This window comes from Pseudomonas sp. YeP6b (assembly GCF_025642995.1).
GTDB lineage: Bacteria > Pseudomonadota > Gammaproteobacteria > Pseudomonadales > Pseudomonadaceae > Aquipseudomonas.
Genome location: NZ_CP080090.1, coordinates 689,650 through 705,956, shown reverse-complemented (window position 1 = coordinate 705,956; position 16,307 = coordinate 689,650). Strand labels below are relative to the sequence as shown.

The window sequence follows — 16,307 nt, the reverse complement described above, 5'->3', positions numbered from 1 at the left end:
ATCAGGCCTGTACAACCAGCCCGTTTGCTATTGGTGTAGCGCCCTGCTCTACCGGCAGGATCAGGTGTTCAGGAATTGCGCTGTGCCACTTTTTCGCACAGACGTAATAGAGGGCTGCGGGAAGTACCAGACCGATGATCCAGGAAATATCCACATCACCCAGCGCGGCCACCAGCGGGCCGGTGTAGAACTTGGTGGAGATGAATGGCAATTGCACCAACACGCCGAAGACATAGACGCTGATACCGAGCAGGTTCCAGCGACCGTAGCGACCGTTCGGGTCGGCCAGCGCCGGCACGTCATAGCGCTCGCGGGTGATGCAGTAGTAATCCACCAGGTTGATCGCGCTCCAGGGCGTAAAGAACGCCAGCAGGAACAGGATGAAAGACTTGAAAGCACCGAGGAACGAGTGCTGGCCGAGCAACGCGATCAGGGTCGCAGTGCCGACAATAACCAGCACGAAAACCAGACGCTGCAGGCGCGTGACTTCCAGGCGACCGCGAAAACCGCTGATGATGGTCGCGATGCACATGAAACTACCGTAGGAGTTCAGCGTAGAGATGGTGACCTTGCCAAAAGCGATGCTGAAATACAGCAGCGCAGCGGTGGCACCCGTGCCGCTCAAACCAACGATGTAAGCCACTTCGTGCCCGGCGAATTGCCCGTTGGACATGGCCGCGGCAAACACGCCGAGGATCATCGCCACCTGTGCACCAATGACCGAACCCGCGCCAGCGGCGAGAAAGGTTTTCACCGAGGACGTCTTGCTCGGCAAGTAACGTGAGTAGTCCGCCACGTAAGGGCCGAAAGCGATCTGCCAGGATGCCGCGAGCGACACCGCCAGCAAAAAACTGCTCCAACTGAAGTGGCGGATTTGCAGCAGTGCGCCAATGTCGGTCTGGCTGATCAGGCGACTGAACAGGTAGACGAAGGCGATCACACCGATGACGCTGGCGATGCGGCCGATCCAATGGATCACCCGGTAACCGAGCACCGTGACCAGCACAATGACACTGGCGAAGATAAGGATACCGACGCTGTCACTGACACCAAACAACTGGCCCAGCGCTTGGCCGGAAAGCACGGTGCCGGTCGCGGTAAAGCCGAGGTACATCAAACAGACCAGCACGATCGGGATGGCCGCGCCATAAACACCAAACTGCACGCGGCTGGAGATCATCTGCGGCAAGCCAAGCTTCGGCCCTTGCGCCGCATGCAACGCCATGACGCCGCCACCCACCAGTTGGCCGATCAGCAGACCGATCAACGACCAGAACACATCACCGCCCAGCACCACGGCCAAGGCCCCGGTGACAATGGCGGTAATTTGCAGGTTGGCACCCATCCATAGGGTGAACTGGCTAAACAGACGACCGTGTCTTTCCGCTTCCGGGATGTAGTCGATCGAACGCCTTTCGATCAACGGGGTGGTGCTTGCACGTGCGTCATTTGCAGCCATGTCTGTTCAACCTCTGATGGATTGTTTTTTAGTGGTGCGGGTGAAACATGTCTTGTGTACACAGCCGGTCAACTGTGGGGGCTGGCTTACCTGCGATGCGGGCGACTCGGTCTGTCAGTAAAACCGAGGTGATGCCATCGCAGGCAAGCCAGCTCCCACAGGAACCTTGCCAGCCGTTACTTGATCATCGGGAGGTTGAGGCCCTGCTCTTTGGCGCAGTCGATGGCGATCTGGTAACCGGCATCGGCGTGGCGCATCACACCGGTGGCCGGGTCGTTGTGCAGCACCCGAGCAATTCGCTCAGCGGCTTCGTCGGTGCCGTCGCAGACGATCACCATGCCGGAGTGCTGCGAGAAGCCCATGCCAACGCCGCCGCCGTGGTGCAGCGAAACCCAGGTCGCGCCGCTCGCGGTGTTGAGCAAGGCGTTGAGCAGTGGCCAGTCAGACACGGCGTCGGAACCGTCCTGCATGGCTTCGGTTTCGCGGTTCGGGCTGGCAACCGAGCCGGAGTCGAGGTGGTCACGGCCGATCACCACCGGCGCTGACAGCTCGCCGCTGCGCACCATTTCGTTGAACGCCAGGCCGAGTTTGGCGCGCTGGCCCAGGCCAACCCAGCAGATACGTGCCGGCAGGCCCTGGAAGCTGATGCGCTCGCGCGCCATGTCCAGCCAGTTGTGCAGGTGCGCGTCGTCAGGGATCAGCTCTTTGACTTTGGCGTCGGTCTTGTAGATGTCTTGCGGGTCGCCGGACAGTGCCGCCCAACGGAACGGGCCGATGCCACGGCAGAACAGTGGGCGGATGTAGGCCGGTACGAAGCCTGGGAAGGCGAAGGCGTCTTCCACGCCTTCTTCTTGCGCCATCTGGCGGATGTTGTTGCCGTAGTCGAAGGTCGGGATGCCTTGCTTCTGGAACTCGAGCATGGCTTTGACGTGCACGGCCATCGACTGTTTGGCGGCCTTGATCACGGCAGCCGGTTCGGTCTTGGCGCGGGCGCGGTATTCGTCCCAGGTCCAGCCGGCCGGCAGGTAGCCATTGAGCGGGTCGTGGGCACTGGTCTGGTCGGTGACCATGTCTGGGCGCACGCCGCGCTTGACCAGTTCCGGCAGGATTTCCGCCGCATTACCCAGCAGGGCGATGGAGATGGCCTTGCCTTCCTTGGTGTATTTGGCGATGCGGGCCAGGGCGTCGTCGAGGTCGGTGGCTTGCTCGTCGACATAGCGGCTGCTCAAGCGGAAGTCGATGCTGACCTGCTGGCATTCGATGTTCAGCGAGCACGCGCCGGCCAGGGTCGCGGCCAGCGGCTGAGCGCCGCCCATGCCGCCGAGGCCGGCGGTGAGTACCCAGCGGCCGGTCAGGTCGCTGTTGTAATGCTGGCGACCGGCTTCGACGAACGTTTCGTAGGTGCCTTGAACGATGCCTTGGCTGCCGATGTAGATCCAGCTGCCGGCGGTCATCTGGCCGTACATGGCCAGGCCCTTGGCATCCAGTTCGTTGAAGTGTTCCCAACTGGCCCAGTGCGGCACCAGGTTGGAGTTGGCGATCAGCACGCGCGGGGCGTTGCTGTGGGTCTTGAACACGCCGACCGGCTTGCCGGATTGCACCAGCAGGGTTTCGTCGTCATTCAGGTTGGTGAGGCTCTCGACGATCTGGTCGTAGCACTCCCAGTTGCGCGCCGCACGGCCGATACCACCGTACACCACCAATTCTTTCGGGTTCTCGGCCACTTGCGGGTCGAGGTTGTTCATCAGCATGCGCAGCGGCGCTTCAGTCAGCCAGCTTTTGGCGGTGAGCTTGTTACCGCGGGCGGCGCGGATTTCGACGTCACGGTATTTTGTAGGCTTGGTCACAGCTAAGACTCCTCGGCGATCGATGCGCGAACATTGATGGTGCGAAGGAGAGTCTTACGCACACATCTTTACTTGTACATACAAGCATATGCAATCGAGCGGCCAACTTTCTTAGCGAGGGCGTGAGATTTTTTGGGAAGGTGTGTGAAAGCCTTGGAAATTAAGGCCTGGAGGCTTGGTGAAATTTCTTGCGGAGGCGTTTTGCAGCGAGGGAGATTGTTCATAACAGCGTGGCGTTGCGCCACGCTGGGGCGTTCGGTAACAAATTGGTGCGCTGGCCGGAAACAGATCCCTTGAACAACACAGAAACAAGTGTGGGAGCTGGCTTGCCTGCGATGACGGTGTGTCAGCCAGCACATCCAGTACTGATACACCGCCATCGCAGGCAAGCCAGCTCCCACAGTTTTTAACCGAGTGCGGTCAGTTCGATGACGCAGCAGCGGCCGGTAACCGATAGGTCCAGCAGGTCGGTGTTACCGTCGATTTGCAGGCAGTCGTGATGCCCCAGCTTTTGGTCCAGCACCTTCACTTCATCCGCCACGCTGAACACCAGCACGGTCTGCGCCGTGGTGAAAAACCGCTGCACACCATCCACCCACTGAAAGCGCGCGTGGTAACGCTCGGGCGAATAAATCAGGTTGAAATCGCGGATCGGCCCGGTGATCAAGCGGCAAGAAACCTCGCTCTCACCACTGAACGCGAAGGGCTGCAGCGGTAACAAGCCACGTTGCTCTTCGCCATCCACCGTCAGCACCATGCCCGCGCCTTTGATCACGGTGATCACGCGCTGGTAGCCGGCGAAGGTGGAAAACCCGCCCGACTCGGCGATATCGGCAATCGACAGGCGCCAGCCGAAGCCATCCAGGCCTGTACCTGCGTCACGGGTGATTTCTTCGGTACTGCCGCCGCCGTTTTTCCACGGCATGCGGATGTAATCGGCGGCGCGCCAGACGTTCACTGCACTCATTTACTGAAACGTCCTTCCAGGCTATGACGGGAACCGGGGTGGATCAAACGCGCAGCGGTCACCGGCTGGCGCCCCGACCAAGTGCGGCGGCGAATCAACAGGCACGGCTCGCTCGGCTCGATCTGCAGCAGCTTGCACTCTTCAGCATCGGCGAGGATCGCTTCAACCACGTGCTCGCCTTCGGTCAGCGGCGCAACTTGGTTCAAGTAGGCGTACGGCGTTTGTTGCGTGAAGTCCTGCTGCAAGTAGTCCGGCGCCACCAAGGCGTTGACGAAACGGTCTTCGATTTGCACCGGGATGTCGTTTTCGAAGTGCACGATCAGCGAGTGGAACACCCGCCCGCCTTCGCGCATTTCCAGGGCGACGGCGCGCTCGGAACCTGCGGCCTCTTCGCACAAGTGGATGACTTGGCAGGTATGCCGATGGCCGCGGGAGGCGATCTCGTCGGCGATGTTGTGCACTTCAAACAGCGCCGATTGGCTCTTGGGCTCGGCGACGAACGTGCCGACGCCTTGCATGCGCACCAGCAACCCTTCGGCGGTGAGCTCGCGCAGGGCGCGGTTGATGGTCATGCGGCTGAAACCCAACTGGCTGACCAGCTCGCTCTCGGACGGCACGCGGTAATGCGGCGGCCAGTTGCCGTTGAGGATCTGCTGGCTGATCATCTGTTTGACGCGGGCATACAAGGGCGCCGGACTTTCGTCCATGTGGGCAGCCAGCGAAGACTTGGCAGGCGGAGTCGGCACAGGGAATCCTTGCAGGGGGAAAAGATGCATAGATTGCCGGAGTTTACCGAGCAGGCAAACGTCTGTATATGTATATACAAATAAACACACGACCGGGGTGCCTTGATCATGTCCGCTTTCTTTGCCGAACGCGCGCTGCTGCCTAATGGATGGGCCAACGATGTACGTTTTGAAGTCAGCGCCGATGGCGTGCTGACCCACGTTGAGCCTAATGCCAGTGCAGACGGCGCCGAACGGCTCAGAGGCCCGGTGTTGGCGGGCATGCCGAACCTGCATTCTCATGCGTTCCAGCGTGCCATGGCGGGCTTGGCCGAAGTGGCCGGCAACCCGAATGACAGCTTCTGGACCTGGCGCGATTTGATGTACCGCATGGTCGGCAAGATCAACCCGGACCAACTGCACGTCATCGCCCGCCAGCTGTATATCGAGATGCTCAAGGCCGGTTACACCTCGGTGGCCGAATTTCACTACGTGCATCACGACGTCAGCGGCCAGCCGTATGCCGACCGCGCGCAGCTGTCGCGGCAAATCAGCCAGGCGGCCGCCAGCAGTGGGATTGGCCTGACCTTGGTGCCGGTGCTCTACTCCCACGCAGGCTTTGGTGGCCAGGCGCCGAATGAAGGCCAACGACGGTTTATCAACAGCACTGAAAACTACCTGGACCTGCAAGCGCAGCTCAAGCCGATCCTCGCCGCGCAACCGGCGCAGCAGTTGGGCCTGTGCTTTCACTCCCTGCGCGCCGTCACGCCGCAACAAATCCATGATGTCCTGGCTGCCAGCGACAAGGCGTGCCCGGTGCATATCCACATCGCCGAGCAGCAAAAAGAGGTCGACGATTGCCTGGCCTGGAGCGGCAAACGCCCGCTGCAATGGCTGTATGACAACGTCGAGGTGGATGAGCGCTGGTGCCTGGTGCACGCCACTCACGCGGATGCTGACGAAGTGGCGCGCATGGCCAAGAGCCGCGCGATTGCCGGTTTGTGCCTGACCACCGAAGCCAACCTGGGCGACGGGATTTTCCCGGCCGTGGATTTCCTCGCCCAAGGCGGGCGCATGGGCATTGGCTCCGACAGCCATGTGTCGCTTAGTGTGGTGGAAGAGTTACGTTGGCTGGAATACGGCCAGCGCCTGCGTGACCAGCGGCGCAACCGCTTGTACCGCAGTGATCAGCCGATGGTCGGCCGCACGCTGTTTGATGCTGCATTGGACGGCGGCGCCCAGGCGCTGGGCCAGCCTATTGGTCGTTTGGAAGTGGGTAAACGCGCGGATTGGCTGGTGCTCGACGGCAACGATCCGTACCTGGCGACGGCGACTGAGGATGGGATTCTTAATCGCTGGCTGTTCGCCGGCGGTGATCGGCAAGTGCGCGATGTGCTGGTCAACGGCAAGTGGGTGGTGCGCGATGGGCGGCATGCGGGTGAGGAAGAGAGCAGCCGCGCCTTTACGCAAGTCCTGAGAGACCTGCTGGGCTAACAGGCAACACATAACAAATGTGGGAGCTGGCTTGCCTGCGATAGCATCACCGAGGTGTTTGCATCGCAGGCAAGCCAACTCCCACATTTTTTGATTGGCGGTGACCCAGGCTTAGTGCGAGGTCTTCGCCATCTGCGTGTCCGACGTACGCCAGATCAACCGCGTCGTGTCATACCCTTGCTGGCGCGCCCGGCTCAGCAGGTCCTCGCGGGTGTCGGCACTCACCGTAGGTGTGCGCGACAAGATCCACATGTAGCGCCGGCTTGGGCTGCCGACGAGGGCGGTCTTGTAGTCATCGCTGACGTACAGCACCCAGTAATCGCCCTTGGCGACGCCCGGCAGCAGCGCCGTGAACCAGTTATTGAATTCCACCCAGAGCTTGTCGGTCTTGCCCGGCACTTGCGGCGTGGCCGTGCCCTTGGCTTCCTGCCACTGCCACTCAGGTGTCAGGCAGCGGTTGAACACCGACATGTCGCCATCAGGCAGCAAGGTGTAACGGGCTTCGGACTGCGCGCAGTTGCGCTGGAAGTACATCGGTAATCGGGCCAACTCATACCAGGTGCCCTGGTAACGCTTGAGGTTGACGTTGCTCGCTGTCTTGGGTTGCAGATCATCGCCAGAATGGCTGGCGCAGCCCGCCAAAAACAGGCTGGCACAAAGGCACAAAACAAAACGCATCATTCTTCTTCTCCCGCAGGCTCGCGCCCCGGTTTACTTCAGGCCTTGCCCGGAAAACATCAGAACTTTGTCACCGGCATATTGAACGCTGATAAAGCTGTTTTTATCGCCCCAGGTGCAACTGGACATGCCCAGTGCGCCGGAACAGTCGGTCGGCTTGCCCAGCAGCGACTCCACCTCAGCCTTGGCCATGCCAGCCGACAACTTCGCGTAATTTTCTTGGTTGACCTTGCTGCAAGCGGCCAATAGCACGCAAAAAGCCAGCAGGGCGAGACGGCGTAACGACATGGAAAAACTCCTGGAGGGACGAAGCAGCTTGGGTATCTGCCAGAAGCTTAGAAGGGAAAAGAGGTGTCTGGTTCCCGATGTGCAAAAACAAAAAAGCCCCGAAAACGCTGAAACGTTTCGGGGCTTCTTTAAGAGTGAACAGCCTCACAACATGGCGGATAACTTATCGCCGCGGATTACTTCTTGTGGTAGCCGGTCACGCGCTCAACTTCTTCCTTCGAACCTAGGAACACGGCCACACGCTGGTGCAGGCCTTCGGGTTGGATGTCGAGGATACGCTGGTGGCCGTCGGTGGACGCGCCGCCTGCTTGCTCAACCAGGAACGACATCGGGTTGGCTTCGTACATCAAGCGCAGTTTGCCCGGCTTGGACGGCTCGCGGCTGTCGCGTGGGTACATGAACAAGCCACCACGGGTCAGGATACGGTGTACGTCAGCCACCATCGCGGCGACCCAACGCATGTTGAAGTTTTTCTTCAACGGGCCTTCCTCACCGGCCATCAACTCGCCGACGTAGCGGGTTACCGGCTCTTCCCAGTGGCGCTGGTTGGACATGTTGATCGCGAATTCCTGGGTGGATGCAGGAATAGTGATGTCTTCGTGGGTCAGCACAAAGCTGCCCATTTCGCGGTCCAGGGTGAAGCCTTTGACGCCATCGCCCAAGGTCAGCACCAGCATGGTCTGCGGGCCGTAGATCGCGTAACCGGCAGCGACCTGCTCAGTGCCTGGCTGCAGGAAGGCCTTTTCGTTCAAGGCTTCGTTCTGGCTCAGGTACTCGTTCGGGCAGCGCAATACCGAGAAGATGGTGCCGACCGGTGCGTTGATGTCGATGTTGGACGAACCGTCCAGTGGGTCGAACACCAGCAGGTAGGCGCCCTTGGGGTACTTGCCCGGGATCTGGTAGGCATTGTCCATTTCTTCGGACGCCATGCCGGCCAGGTGACCGCCCCATTCGTTGGCTTCGAGCAGGATCTCGTTGGAGATCACGTCGAGCTTCTTCTGCACTTCGCCTTGAACGTTTTCAGTGTCCATGCTGCCCAGGACACCACCCAGTGCGCCTTTGGATACGGCGTGGCTGATTTCCTTGCAAGCACGCGCCACCACTTCGATAAGGAAGCGCAGATCGGCAGGCGTGTTGTTGCTGCGGGTCTGCTCGATCAAATAGCGACTCAGGGTAACGCGGGACATGGAAGGCTCCGGAGAATGGGGGGCTTAAAAACCCGCGCAGTTTAACGCGAGTCGGGGCGTATTTCCTCTAATCAGAGGATTTAACTCCAATAGAGTTCACGGTTTGGCCGCAGGTTGGCGCAACAAACTGTAGGCCATCGCCCCCAGCGCCGCCACACCCAACAGGAGCACGGCCCACAGGCCGAGTTTCTTCCAGTCGGTGCCTGCTTCGGGCGATGCGGCGACGGCGGCGGTTTTGACCACCACCTCTCCCGCAACGCTGGCCTGGCCTAACGTCTTGAGACGTTCGGCGCTGTAGTCGGGGATCAGGGTCGACAACGGCAGGTTCGCCGCCTTGACCGAGCCATTGCCCAGCGCCAGGGTGAACGGTGGCTCACCCCGCGCCAGGAACACCAACTGCGTGGCGCGCACGGCAAAACGCAGGGCCGGCGCTTCAACGCCCAAGCCACCGCCGCGCTCATCCACCTGCAACTTGAGCTCGCCGACGGCAATGCCCGGCAGTTGCAACTCGTCCTGCACGACGTCTTGGCCGTTCTGGGCCAGGCGGTACAACAAGCCATTGCTCAGCGGCTGCCAGGCTTGCTTGGCTTCACGGCGCCCCGCCAAGGCGACCGGCGCCAGCGTGTTCGGCTGCTTCAACTCGATACGCAAGCGCTCGACATTCAGACCCGTCGGCAGCTGCCAGCTGTATTCCCCGGCCTTGAGTCGCGTACCCGACAACGGCTGCGACCACACCAACGGCATCGGCAGACTGCTGCTGGTGGCGCTCACAAGCTTGGCCGAGGTCAGCGTCGGCGCGACCTGGCCTTGCCACACCAAGCGCAGGTAACGCGCCGATTGCCCCGGCAAGCTCACGTCATGCTGCTCGACCCGCTCGTCGGCAAACGACAGGCGCGCCACCTGGCCATCGCCCCAGGATTCCCAGTGCTGCAAGTCGTCACTGGCTTCAATGCTGAAACGCTGGAAGCCGTCCTGTTCGCGGCTCCAGTCCAGGCTCAGTTGCTGCAACGGCGCCTTGATCGCGCTGGCGTCCAGCACCCAGCCACGCAGTACTTGCTTGCCGGCCTTGGACGGGCGCACCTCGAGCAGCGTGCCTTCAGCAGTGGATTTCATCACCACGTCCGGCACGCTTTCGCGGGTGTCGGCGGCGTACAGCGGGAACCACTTCACATCGGCCACATTGCGGCTTTCGGTGCGTTGCGCTGATTGGCGCGACAACGCATACGCCTGAGGCTCACCGGCGGCATTGAACACGCGCACATCGCTCAGATCGGCCTGGCGCGCGCTCAATTGCACAGACAGCGGCAACTCCAGGCGATACCAAGGGCCGTTGCCACTCACCGCCAACGGCACCTGCGTGGTGAAGTCGGCGGGCGTTTCCTGCGCCCATACCGACAACGTCGTACACAAGCCCACCGCGATTACGCTCAACTTACCGATCAAGAGGATGCTCCTTCAGTTTCCAACACAGGCTCGGCACGCTTGGGCGGCAGTGGTGCAAAGTAGCCCACCACCAGCAACAGCCCGCCCACGCCGATAAACGACACAATCCGCGCCAGCCCGCCACGGTTACTCAGCTCGACAAAGAACAGCTTGGCGACCACCACTGCAATCAACGCCGCGCCGATCAACCACACTTCGCGACGATGGCGCAGGTGGCCGCCGATCATCAGGCCGAGGGCGATCAGGGTCCACACAATCGACAGGCCGGCCTGCACCAACATGGACGCCAGCAACGCATCCAGCTGGAACGGCACACCCGCCCAGTGGTGGGCGGTGCGCATCACCAAGGCGGTGAAGAAGGCAAACAGCGAAGCCCCCGCGACACCTTGGGCGACTAGCTCGGCACGCGGCCCACGCTGCGGCGCAACACTGCGCGACCACAGGTAAATACCCAGCAATGCGAACAGCAGGCCCAGGTCCAGCGGGTTAAGCAGCGGCACGTACGGCAGCGGTTCAGCGGTGCCGTCGCTGAAAATATTCGCCAGCCAGAACCAGCCGAGCATCAATACCGCCAGCGGCAACGCGGCCAGCACGCGGTATTCACGCGGATACGCCGACACCGGCCACGGCCAGCTGCGAGGCGCAGCCGCCAGCACCAGGTACAGGCTTGGCAGAATCGCCCAACCCAACCAGCGCCAGGCGTTGTATTCGCTCGACAGCATCAGCAGGCCGTAACGCAGCTCCAGCGCCAGCACGCCGATCAACATCCAGCAGCCGAGCACGTGGGCGATGCTCAATACGTTGCCCGGCACCCGCGCAGCCAAACGGCGCAGCGAGAGGAAATGCACAACGAACACCGCCAACCAAGCCAGCCAGCCGTACTGCGCCGCCGGGTGGTAGTAGTCATGGGCAGACACCAGCAACACCACACCCGCCGCCGGCATCAGCAAGGCGCACAGCATGCCCAGCGATGCCCAGCGCAAACGTTCGGCCAGCACTGCCCAGATCGCCACGCTAATCGCCGCGATACCGAGCAAAAATGGCCCCTGCAGCGCCTGCGGGATAAACCGCAACGCTTCCCCGATCAGCGCCAGCGTCCACCAGGCCGCGCCCCATACCAGCAGCAGGTCGGACAAGCGTTGCAGCTTCAACACGGCAAACACCGGCGCATGCGGTTCACGCTGCAAGCGCCAGGCGCCCACCATCGCGGCCAGGCCCAGCACCATTGGCGTCCAAAAACCGCTGTGCGCCATTGGGCGCAAGCCCTCGCTGCTCAACGGCCCGAGCAACTGCGGCACCGCCAACAGGAACGAAGCGCCGCCGATCAGTTGCAGCAGCAACCCAAACACGAAACTCACGCGCTGCTGCAAGTACAGGCTCAGCCAGATAATCAGCAAACCGCTGGCCGCCCATACGCCGCTGGCGCTTTCCCATGGCAACACAAACAGCACTGCGAGGTTGATCAGCACCAAACCGGCGAGCAGCACCACCGACAGCCCGCGCAGCAGCCGCACATCGCTACGCACCAGGTCATCGCGCGCGGCCATCAGCATGCCGCCGACCAACGCCAGGCCGATCAGCGAGGCGGTCAATAAGCCGGTCCACCCGGCGCTGAATACCGCCGCCCCATCACCGCCCTGCAAGCGCAACAGGAACAACGCACCGCCAAGCAATTGCACGCCGAAGGCGGTGAACAGGAAGGTGCGCGAGCCGATGCGCAGGCCGACAAACAGCGTCACAAGACCCGCGATTGCCCAACTGACGGCGGTGCCTTGGGTCAGCAGCAGCAACGGTGCAAGCAGGTACAAAAAGCTCAGGCCCAAGCTCGCCAGCACGGGCAGGCCTTTGCGCTCCCAGTGCGCCGCCTGTTCGGTCGATGCCTTGCGCAACTGATCGAAGCTGAACAGCAGCGCCGCACCCAGCAACAGCGCGCCCAGCGGTGCACCGTCGAGCAAGGTCAGTTCGCCTACGCGCAGTTCGCTGAGGAACGCCAGCGCCGAACCCAACTGCAACAACAGGCCAAATGCCCGCGCCAGCGGCCGCTGTTGGCGCAAGCCGAGCCAGAAGATCCCCGCGCCCTCCACCGCCCACGCCGCCGCCGTCCAGCGCGCATCAAGGCCCAGCGGAATCGCCAGGCTGGCAAAGATCACCCCCAGGGCCAGGCAGGTTTCCGCCAGCAGCAAGGCGCGACCGCCACTGAGCAACCGCGCCAGGCCCATGTAGATAAGCCCTAAGCCCAGCGCACTGAACGCGGCAGCAAATTCCAAATGCTGCACCAAGGCGAACTGCAAGCCGAAGCCCACCAGCGGCGGGCCGAACAGCATGCTGCCATCGACATAATCGCCCTTGGCCGCCGACCAGCGCAGCAGCGCATGACGGTCTTCGGGGGCATCGCCCATCTCTTGCAACTTACGTCGGGCGAACAACAGGCCAATGGCCAAGTACATCAGGAAAAACAGGATCAGAAACGGCTCGGTGCTCCACAGCAGTTCCGGTGTGTACGAACGCAGGCCCCAGGCGAAACCGATGCCGAAGGTGCCGACAAACCCGATCAGGTTGAGCAAGCGCCAGGCCTTGAACCAGGCGATGGCGAGGATGCCGGCGTTGAGCAACGCAAAATAGCTGAACAGCGCCACATGGTTACCGGCGCCGGTGGACGTAAGAATCGGCGCGGCAAACCCACCCAGCGCTGCCGCGCACGCAAGGCCAAGGGCGTCCTGAGTGATCGCCAGGATCGCCGAGAACACCGTGACCGCCACCAACAGGCCGAGCGCAGCGCTCGGGTCGATCAATGGGTGCAAGCGCATCGCGGCAAACACCGTCAGGTACAACACGGCAATCCCGGTGCCTTGCAGCATCAGGCCGTAATTGCTGTTGCGCAGCCGTAACCACCAACCCAGGCCCAGCAGGCCGATGGCGGCAGCGGCAACGCCGGCGTAACGCAGTTCGATCGGCACCACCACACCTTCGGTGGCATAGCGCAGCAAAAATGCCAGGCCGAGAAACAACAGCACCACGCCAACGCGCAGCACGGTGTTACCGCCAAACAACCAAGTGCGTGCGCCACTGATGGCGCGCTCGATCAGGTTGGGGCCACGGGGAATGGCAGGTTCTTTAGGTGTTGGCGTCGGCGCTGGGGCCCAGACGTCATCCGACAGCGGCTGGCTGGTTTCGGCCACTGTGGCGACAGGCGCCAGTTCGGCGGGCAGCTCCCAAACAAGTTCGGGCTTTTCAACCACAGGTACGGGTTCAGGGAGAGGGGTTTCAACAATCACGCTGCTAATCGGCGCGGGCACTTCCAGCTGCCGCAGGCGCTCACCCAGCGCTATCAGCGCCTTCTGCGTGGTCTCCAACTGACGAGCTTGCTGGTCCGCTTGGGCGGACAGCCTCGACAGGCGAATCGCCTGGCCAATGCCCAAGCCCAATAGCGCACCGAAACCGGCATCGGTGAACGACTCATCGAGTGTCCAGCCGAGCACCAGGCCAATCAGCATGAAGATCCATTGCATAGTCGATATCCCTAAGCAGCCCGAGGCGGGCAAACCGGGGGCTAGTATATCGACGCAGCACTAATGTGGGAGCGGGCTTGCCCGCGATAGCGGTGTATCAGTCGACATATTTGCAAACTGACACTGCGCTATCGCGGGCAAGCCCGCCCCCACACTTGGATCAGCGGTGTTTAGTCGAGGGCTTTCCAGATCTCGGTGGCGTATTCGCGGATCGTGCGATCCGAGCTGAACCACCCCATCCGCGCCGTATTGAGCACCGCCGAACGCCACCACGCCTTGGAGTCATGCCAATGCGCCTCGACCCGTGCCTGGGCATCCCAGTAGGAGTCGAAGTCGGCACACACCAGGAAACGGTCGTAGTCGATCAGGCCATCGATCAAACCCACATAACGGCCCGGATCATCCGGCGAGAACACCCCGCCCCGGATCGCTTGCAGCACATCGTTGAGGCGATGGGAGGCGGCAATTTCCGGCCCGGCGTTGAATTCACCGGCGTGCTTGCGGGCTTCCACCTGCTGCGCACTGAGGCCGAAAATAAACATGTGATCAGCGCCCACGCGCTCGTGCATCTCCACGTTGGCGCCGTCCATGGTGCCGATGGTCAGCGCGCCGTTGAGGCCGAACTTCATGTTACTGGTGCCCGAGGCTTCGAAGCCCGCCGTGGAGATCTGCTCCGACAAATCTGCCGCCGGGATGATGCTTTCCGCCAGGCTGACGTTGTAGTTGGGCAGGAACACCACCTTGAGCAAGCCGCGCACGGTGGGGTCGTTGTTCACGGTGCGGGCGATGTCGTTGGTCAACTTGATGATCAACTTGGCCTGGTGATAACTCGCGGCGGCCTTGCCCGCGAAGATCTTCACCCGTGGCACCCAGTCAGTGCCCGGCTCGGCGCGTATCGCCTGGTACAGCGCCACGGTGTGCAGCAGGTTGAGCAACTGGCGTTTGTATTCGTGGATGCGTTTGACCTGCACGTCGAACATCGCCGCCGGGTTGACGGAGATGCCCAGGCGCTCGTGGATGATCTCGGCCAGCGCGCGCTTGCTGTGCAGGCGCTGATCGGCGAAGGCTTTGCGGAAAGACTGCTTCTCGGCGAAGGTTTCCAGCTCCGTCAGGCGGGTTTCCATGGTGTCGAGAATGTCCGGGCCCAGCGCTTCCACCAGCATCTCGGTGAGCTTGGGGTTGGCCTGGTACAGCCAGCGGCGGAAGGTGATGCCGTTGGTTTTGTTGTTGATGCGCTCCGGGTACAGCTTGTGCATTTCGGAGAACACCGTGCTGCGCATCAGTTGGGTGTGCAAGCCGGACACGCCGTTGACGCTGTGGGAGCCCAGGAACGCCAGGTTGCCCATGCGCACACGGCGGCCGTTGTCTTCTTCGATCAGCGACACGGCGCGCAGCACGTCAAAGTCGTGAATGCCTTTGGCGCGCAGCGAGTCGATGTGCTGGGCGTTGATCAGGTAGATGATCTGCATGTGCCGGGGCAGCATGCGTTCCATCAGGCCCACAGGCCAGGTTTCCAATGCCTCGGGTAGCAAGGTGTGGTTGGTGTAGGAAAGGGTTTCAACCGTCACATCCCACGCGGCTTCCCACGGAATGTCATGCAGGTCGACGAGTTGGCGCATCAGCTCAGCCACGGCAATCGAGGGGTGAGTGTCGTTGAGCTGGATGGCGGCGTGCTCGCCCAGGCTCAATACCGAGCCGTGCATGTTTTTGTGGCGGCGCAGCAAGTCTTGCAAGGAGGCGGCGACGAAGAAGTATTCCTGGCGCAGGCGCAGTTCCTGCCCCGCTTCGGTGCTGTCGGCCGGGTAAAGCACTCGCGAGATGCTTTCGGCGCGGGCGACTTCGGCGACGGCGCCCAAGTGGTCACCGGCGTTGAAACGTTCCAGGTGCAGGTCTTCCACGGCGCGTGCACGCCACAGGCGCAGGGTGTTGACGCTGGCGCCACGCCAGCCGACGACTGGGGTGTCATAAGCAACCGCGCGCACGGTTTCACTGGGCGTCCACACTTGGATCAGCTTGCCGGAGGCGTCCGGCAGGGTTTCGACGCTGCCGCCAAAGCCGATCGGGTAAATCACTTCGGCCCGCTCGAATTCCCATGGGTTACCAAAGTCCAGCCAGCGCTCGGTCTGTTCCTGCTGCCAGCCATCAACAATCGCCTGGCGGAACAGGCCGTGCTCATAACGAATGCCATACCCGTGGCCGGCAATGCCCAGGGTCGACATGCTTTCCATAAAGCATGCCGCCAAGCGGCCCAGGCCACCGTTGCCGAGCGCCGCGTCGGGCTCCAGCAGGCGGATGCGCTCCAGGTCGACTCCCAGTTCGGAGAGTGCTTCGCGCGCGATCTCCAGCACGCCAAGGTTGCTCAGGCTGTCGTAGAGCAAACGACCGATCAGGAATTCGAGAGAGAGGTAATAAACCCGCTTCTGGCCTTTGCGGTAAATACGCCGTGTATGGTCCATCCAATGGTCGACCATCTGGTCGCGCGCGGCCAGGGCAATGGCTTCAAACCAGTCGTGGTCGAAGGCGTGGTCGGGGTCTTTGCCCACCGCGTAGGTGAGTTTGGTCAAGACAGCATCGCGGAATGCGGCTACCTCTGCTTCTCGTGCAAGCGGTTCCTGAGACATCGGTGCGACCTCGGGCGAGATTGAAGGAGTTGCTAGAGCCTAGTCGGTCTGACAGACGGCGGACGTGCTGGTTCGGCAGTTTTTTAACT

At 61.8% G+C, this 16,307-nt stretch carries 11 protein-coding genes; 1 reads left to right on the top strand and 10 read right to left on the bottom strand.

Annotated features, from left to right (window positions below; all coding sequences use genetic code 11):
* Position 1: 1 nt before the first annotated feature.
* From KZH41_RS03160 to hutC, 4 genes are all read right to left on the bottom strand, one after another.
* Positions 2-1,459, bottom strand: a complete 1,458-nt coding sequence (locus tag KZH41_RS03160; protein WP_263274370.1) for a purine-cytosine permease family protein — start codon at positions 1,457-1,459, stop codon at positions 2-4.
* Positions 1,460-1,635: 176 nt separating this feature from the next.
* Complete coding sequence (hutU, locus tag KZH41_RS03155; protein ID WP_094949334.1) at positions 1,636-3,306, bottom strand: urocanate hydratase; 1,671 nt, start codon at positions 3,304-3,306, stop codon at positions 1,636-1,638.
* 406 nt (positions 3,307-3,712) lie between these two features.
* Positions 3,713-4,273 carry a HutD family protein gene (locus KZH41_RS03150; RefSeq protein ID WP_263274369.1) on the bottom strand — a complete coding sequence of 187 codons (561 nt, stop codon included), beginning with the start codon at positions 4,271-4,273 and terminating at the stop codon, positions 3,713-3,715.
* Positions 4,270-4,980, bottom strand: coding sequence for a histidine utilization repressor (gene hutC, locus KZH41_RS03145; protein ID WP_232000148.1), 711 nt, complete (start codon positions 4,978-4,980; stop codon positions 4,270-4,272). The genes KZH41_RS03150 and hutC overlap by 4 nt, the downstream gene beginning before the upstream one ends.
* A 147-nt stretch (positions 4,981-5,127) precedes the next feature.
* Between hutC and KZH41_RS03140 the strand changes: the two genes are divergently transcribed.
* On the top strand, positions 5,128-6,492 hold the full coding sequence (locus KZH41_RS03140) for a formimidoylglutamate deiminase (protein ID WP_094949336.1): 1,365 nt from the start codon (positions 5,128-5,130) through the stop codon (positions 6,490-6,492).
* Between the two features lie 111 nt (positions 6,493-6,603).
* On the opposite strand, the gene KZH41_RS03135 is transcribed toward KZH41_RS03140, so the two are convergent.
* The 6 genes from KZH41_RS03135 to KZH41_RS03110 all read right to left on the bottom strand — a co-directional run bounded on the left by KZH41_RS03135 (position 6,604) and on the right by KZH41_RS03110 (position 16,218).
* Complete coding sequence (locus KZH41_RS03135; RefSeq protein WP_094949337.1) at positions 6,604-7,173, bottom strand: lipocalin family protein; 570 nt, start codon at positions 7,171-7,173, stop codon at positions 6,604-6,606.
* Positions 7,174-7,203: 30 nt separating this feature from the next.
* Positions 7,204-7,458 carry a hypothetical protein gene (locus tag KZH41_RS03130; RefSeq protein ID WP_017849914.1) on the bottom strand — a complete coding sequence of 85 codons (255 nt, stop codon included), beginning with the start codon at positions 7,456-7,458 and terminating at the stop codon, positions 7,204-7,206.
* Positions 7,459-7,634: 176 nt separating this feature from the next.
* On the bottom strand, positions 7,635-8,645 hold the full coding sequence (locus KZH41_RS03125; RefSeq protein ID WP_094949338.1) for a class 1 fructose-bisphosphatase: 1,011 nt from the start codon (positions 8,643-8,645) through the stop codon (positions 7,635-7,637).
* A 96-nt stretch (positions 8,646-8,741) separates the two neighbouring features.
* Entirely contained in the window at positions 8,742-10,085 is a 1,344-nt protein-coding gene (locus tag KZH41_RS03120) for a DUF3999 domain-containing protein (protein ID WP_242155990.1), read from the bottom strand.
* The gene (locus KZH41_RS03115; protein WP_263274368.1) at positions 10,085-13,597 is read right to left on the bottom strand and encodes a DUF2339 domain-containing protein; all 3,513 of its coding nucleotides are present in this window, start codon (positions 13,595-13,597) and stop codon (positions 10,085-10,087) included. The genes KZH41_RS03120 and KZH41_RS03115 overlap by 1 nt, the downstream gene beginning before the upstream one ends.
* A 170-nt stretch (positions 13,598-13,767) precedes the next feature.
* Positions 13,768-16,218 (bottom strand): glycogen/starch/alpha-glucan phosphorylase, encoded by a 2,451-nt coding sequence (locus KZH41_RS03110; protein ID WP_094952190.1) that lies wholly within the window; start codon positions 16,216-16,218, stop codon positions 13,768-13,770.
* Positions 16,219-16,307: the final 89 nt, after the last annotated feature.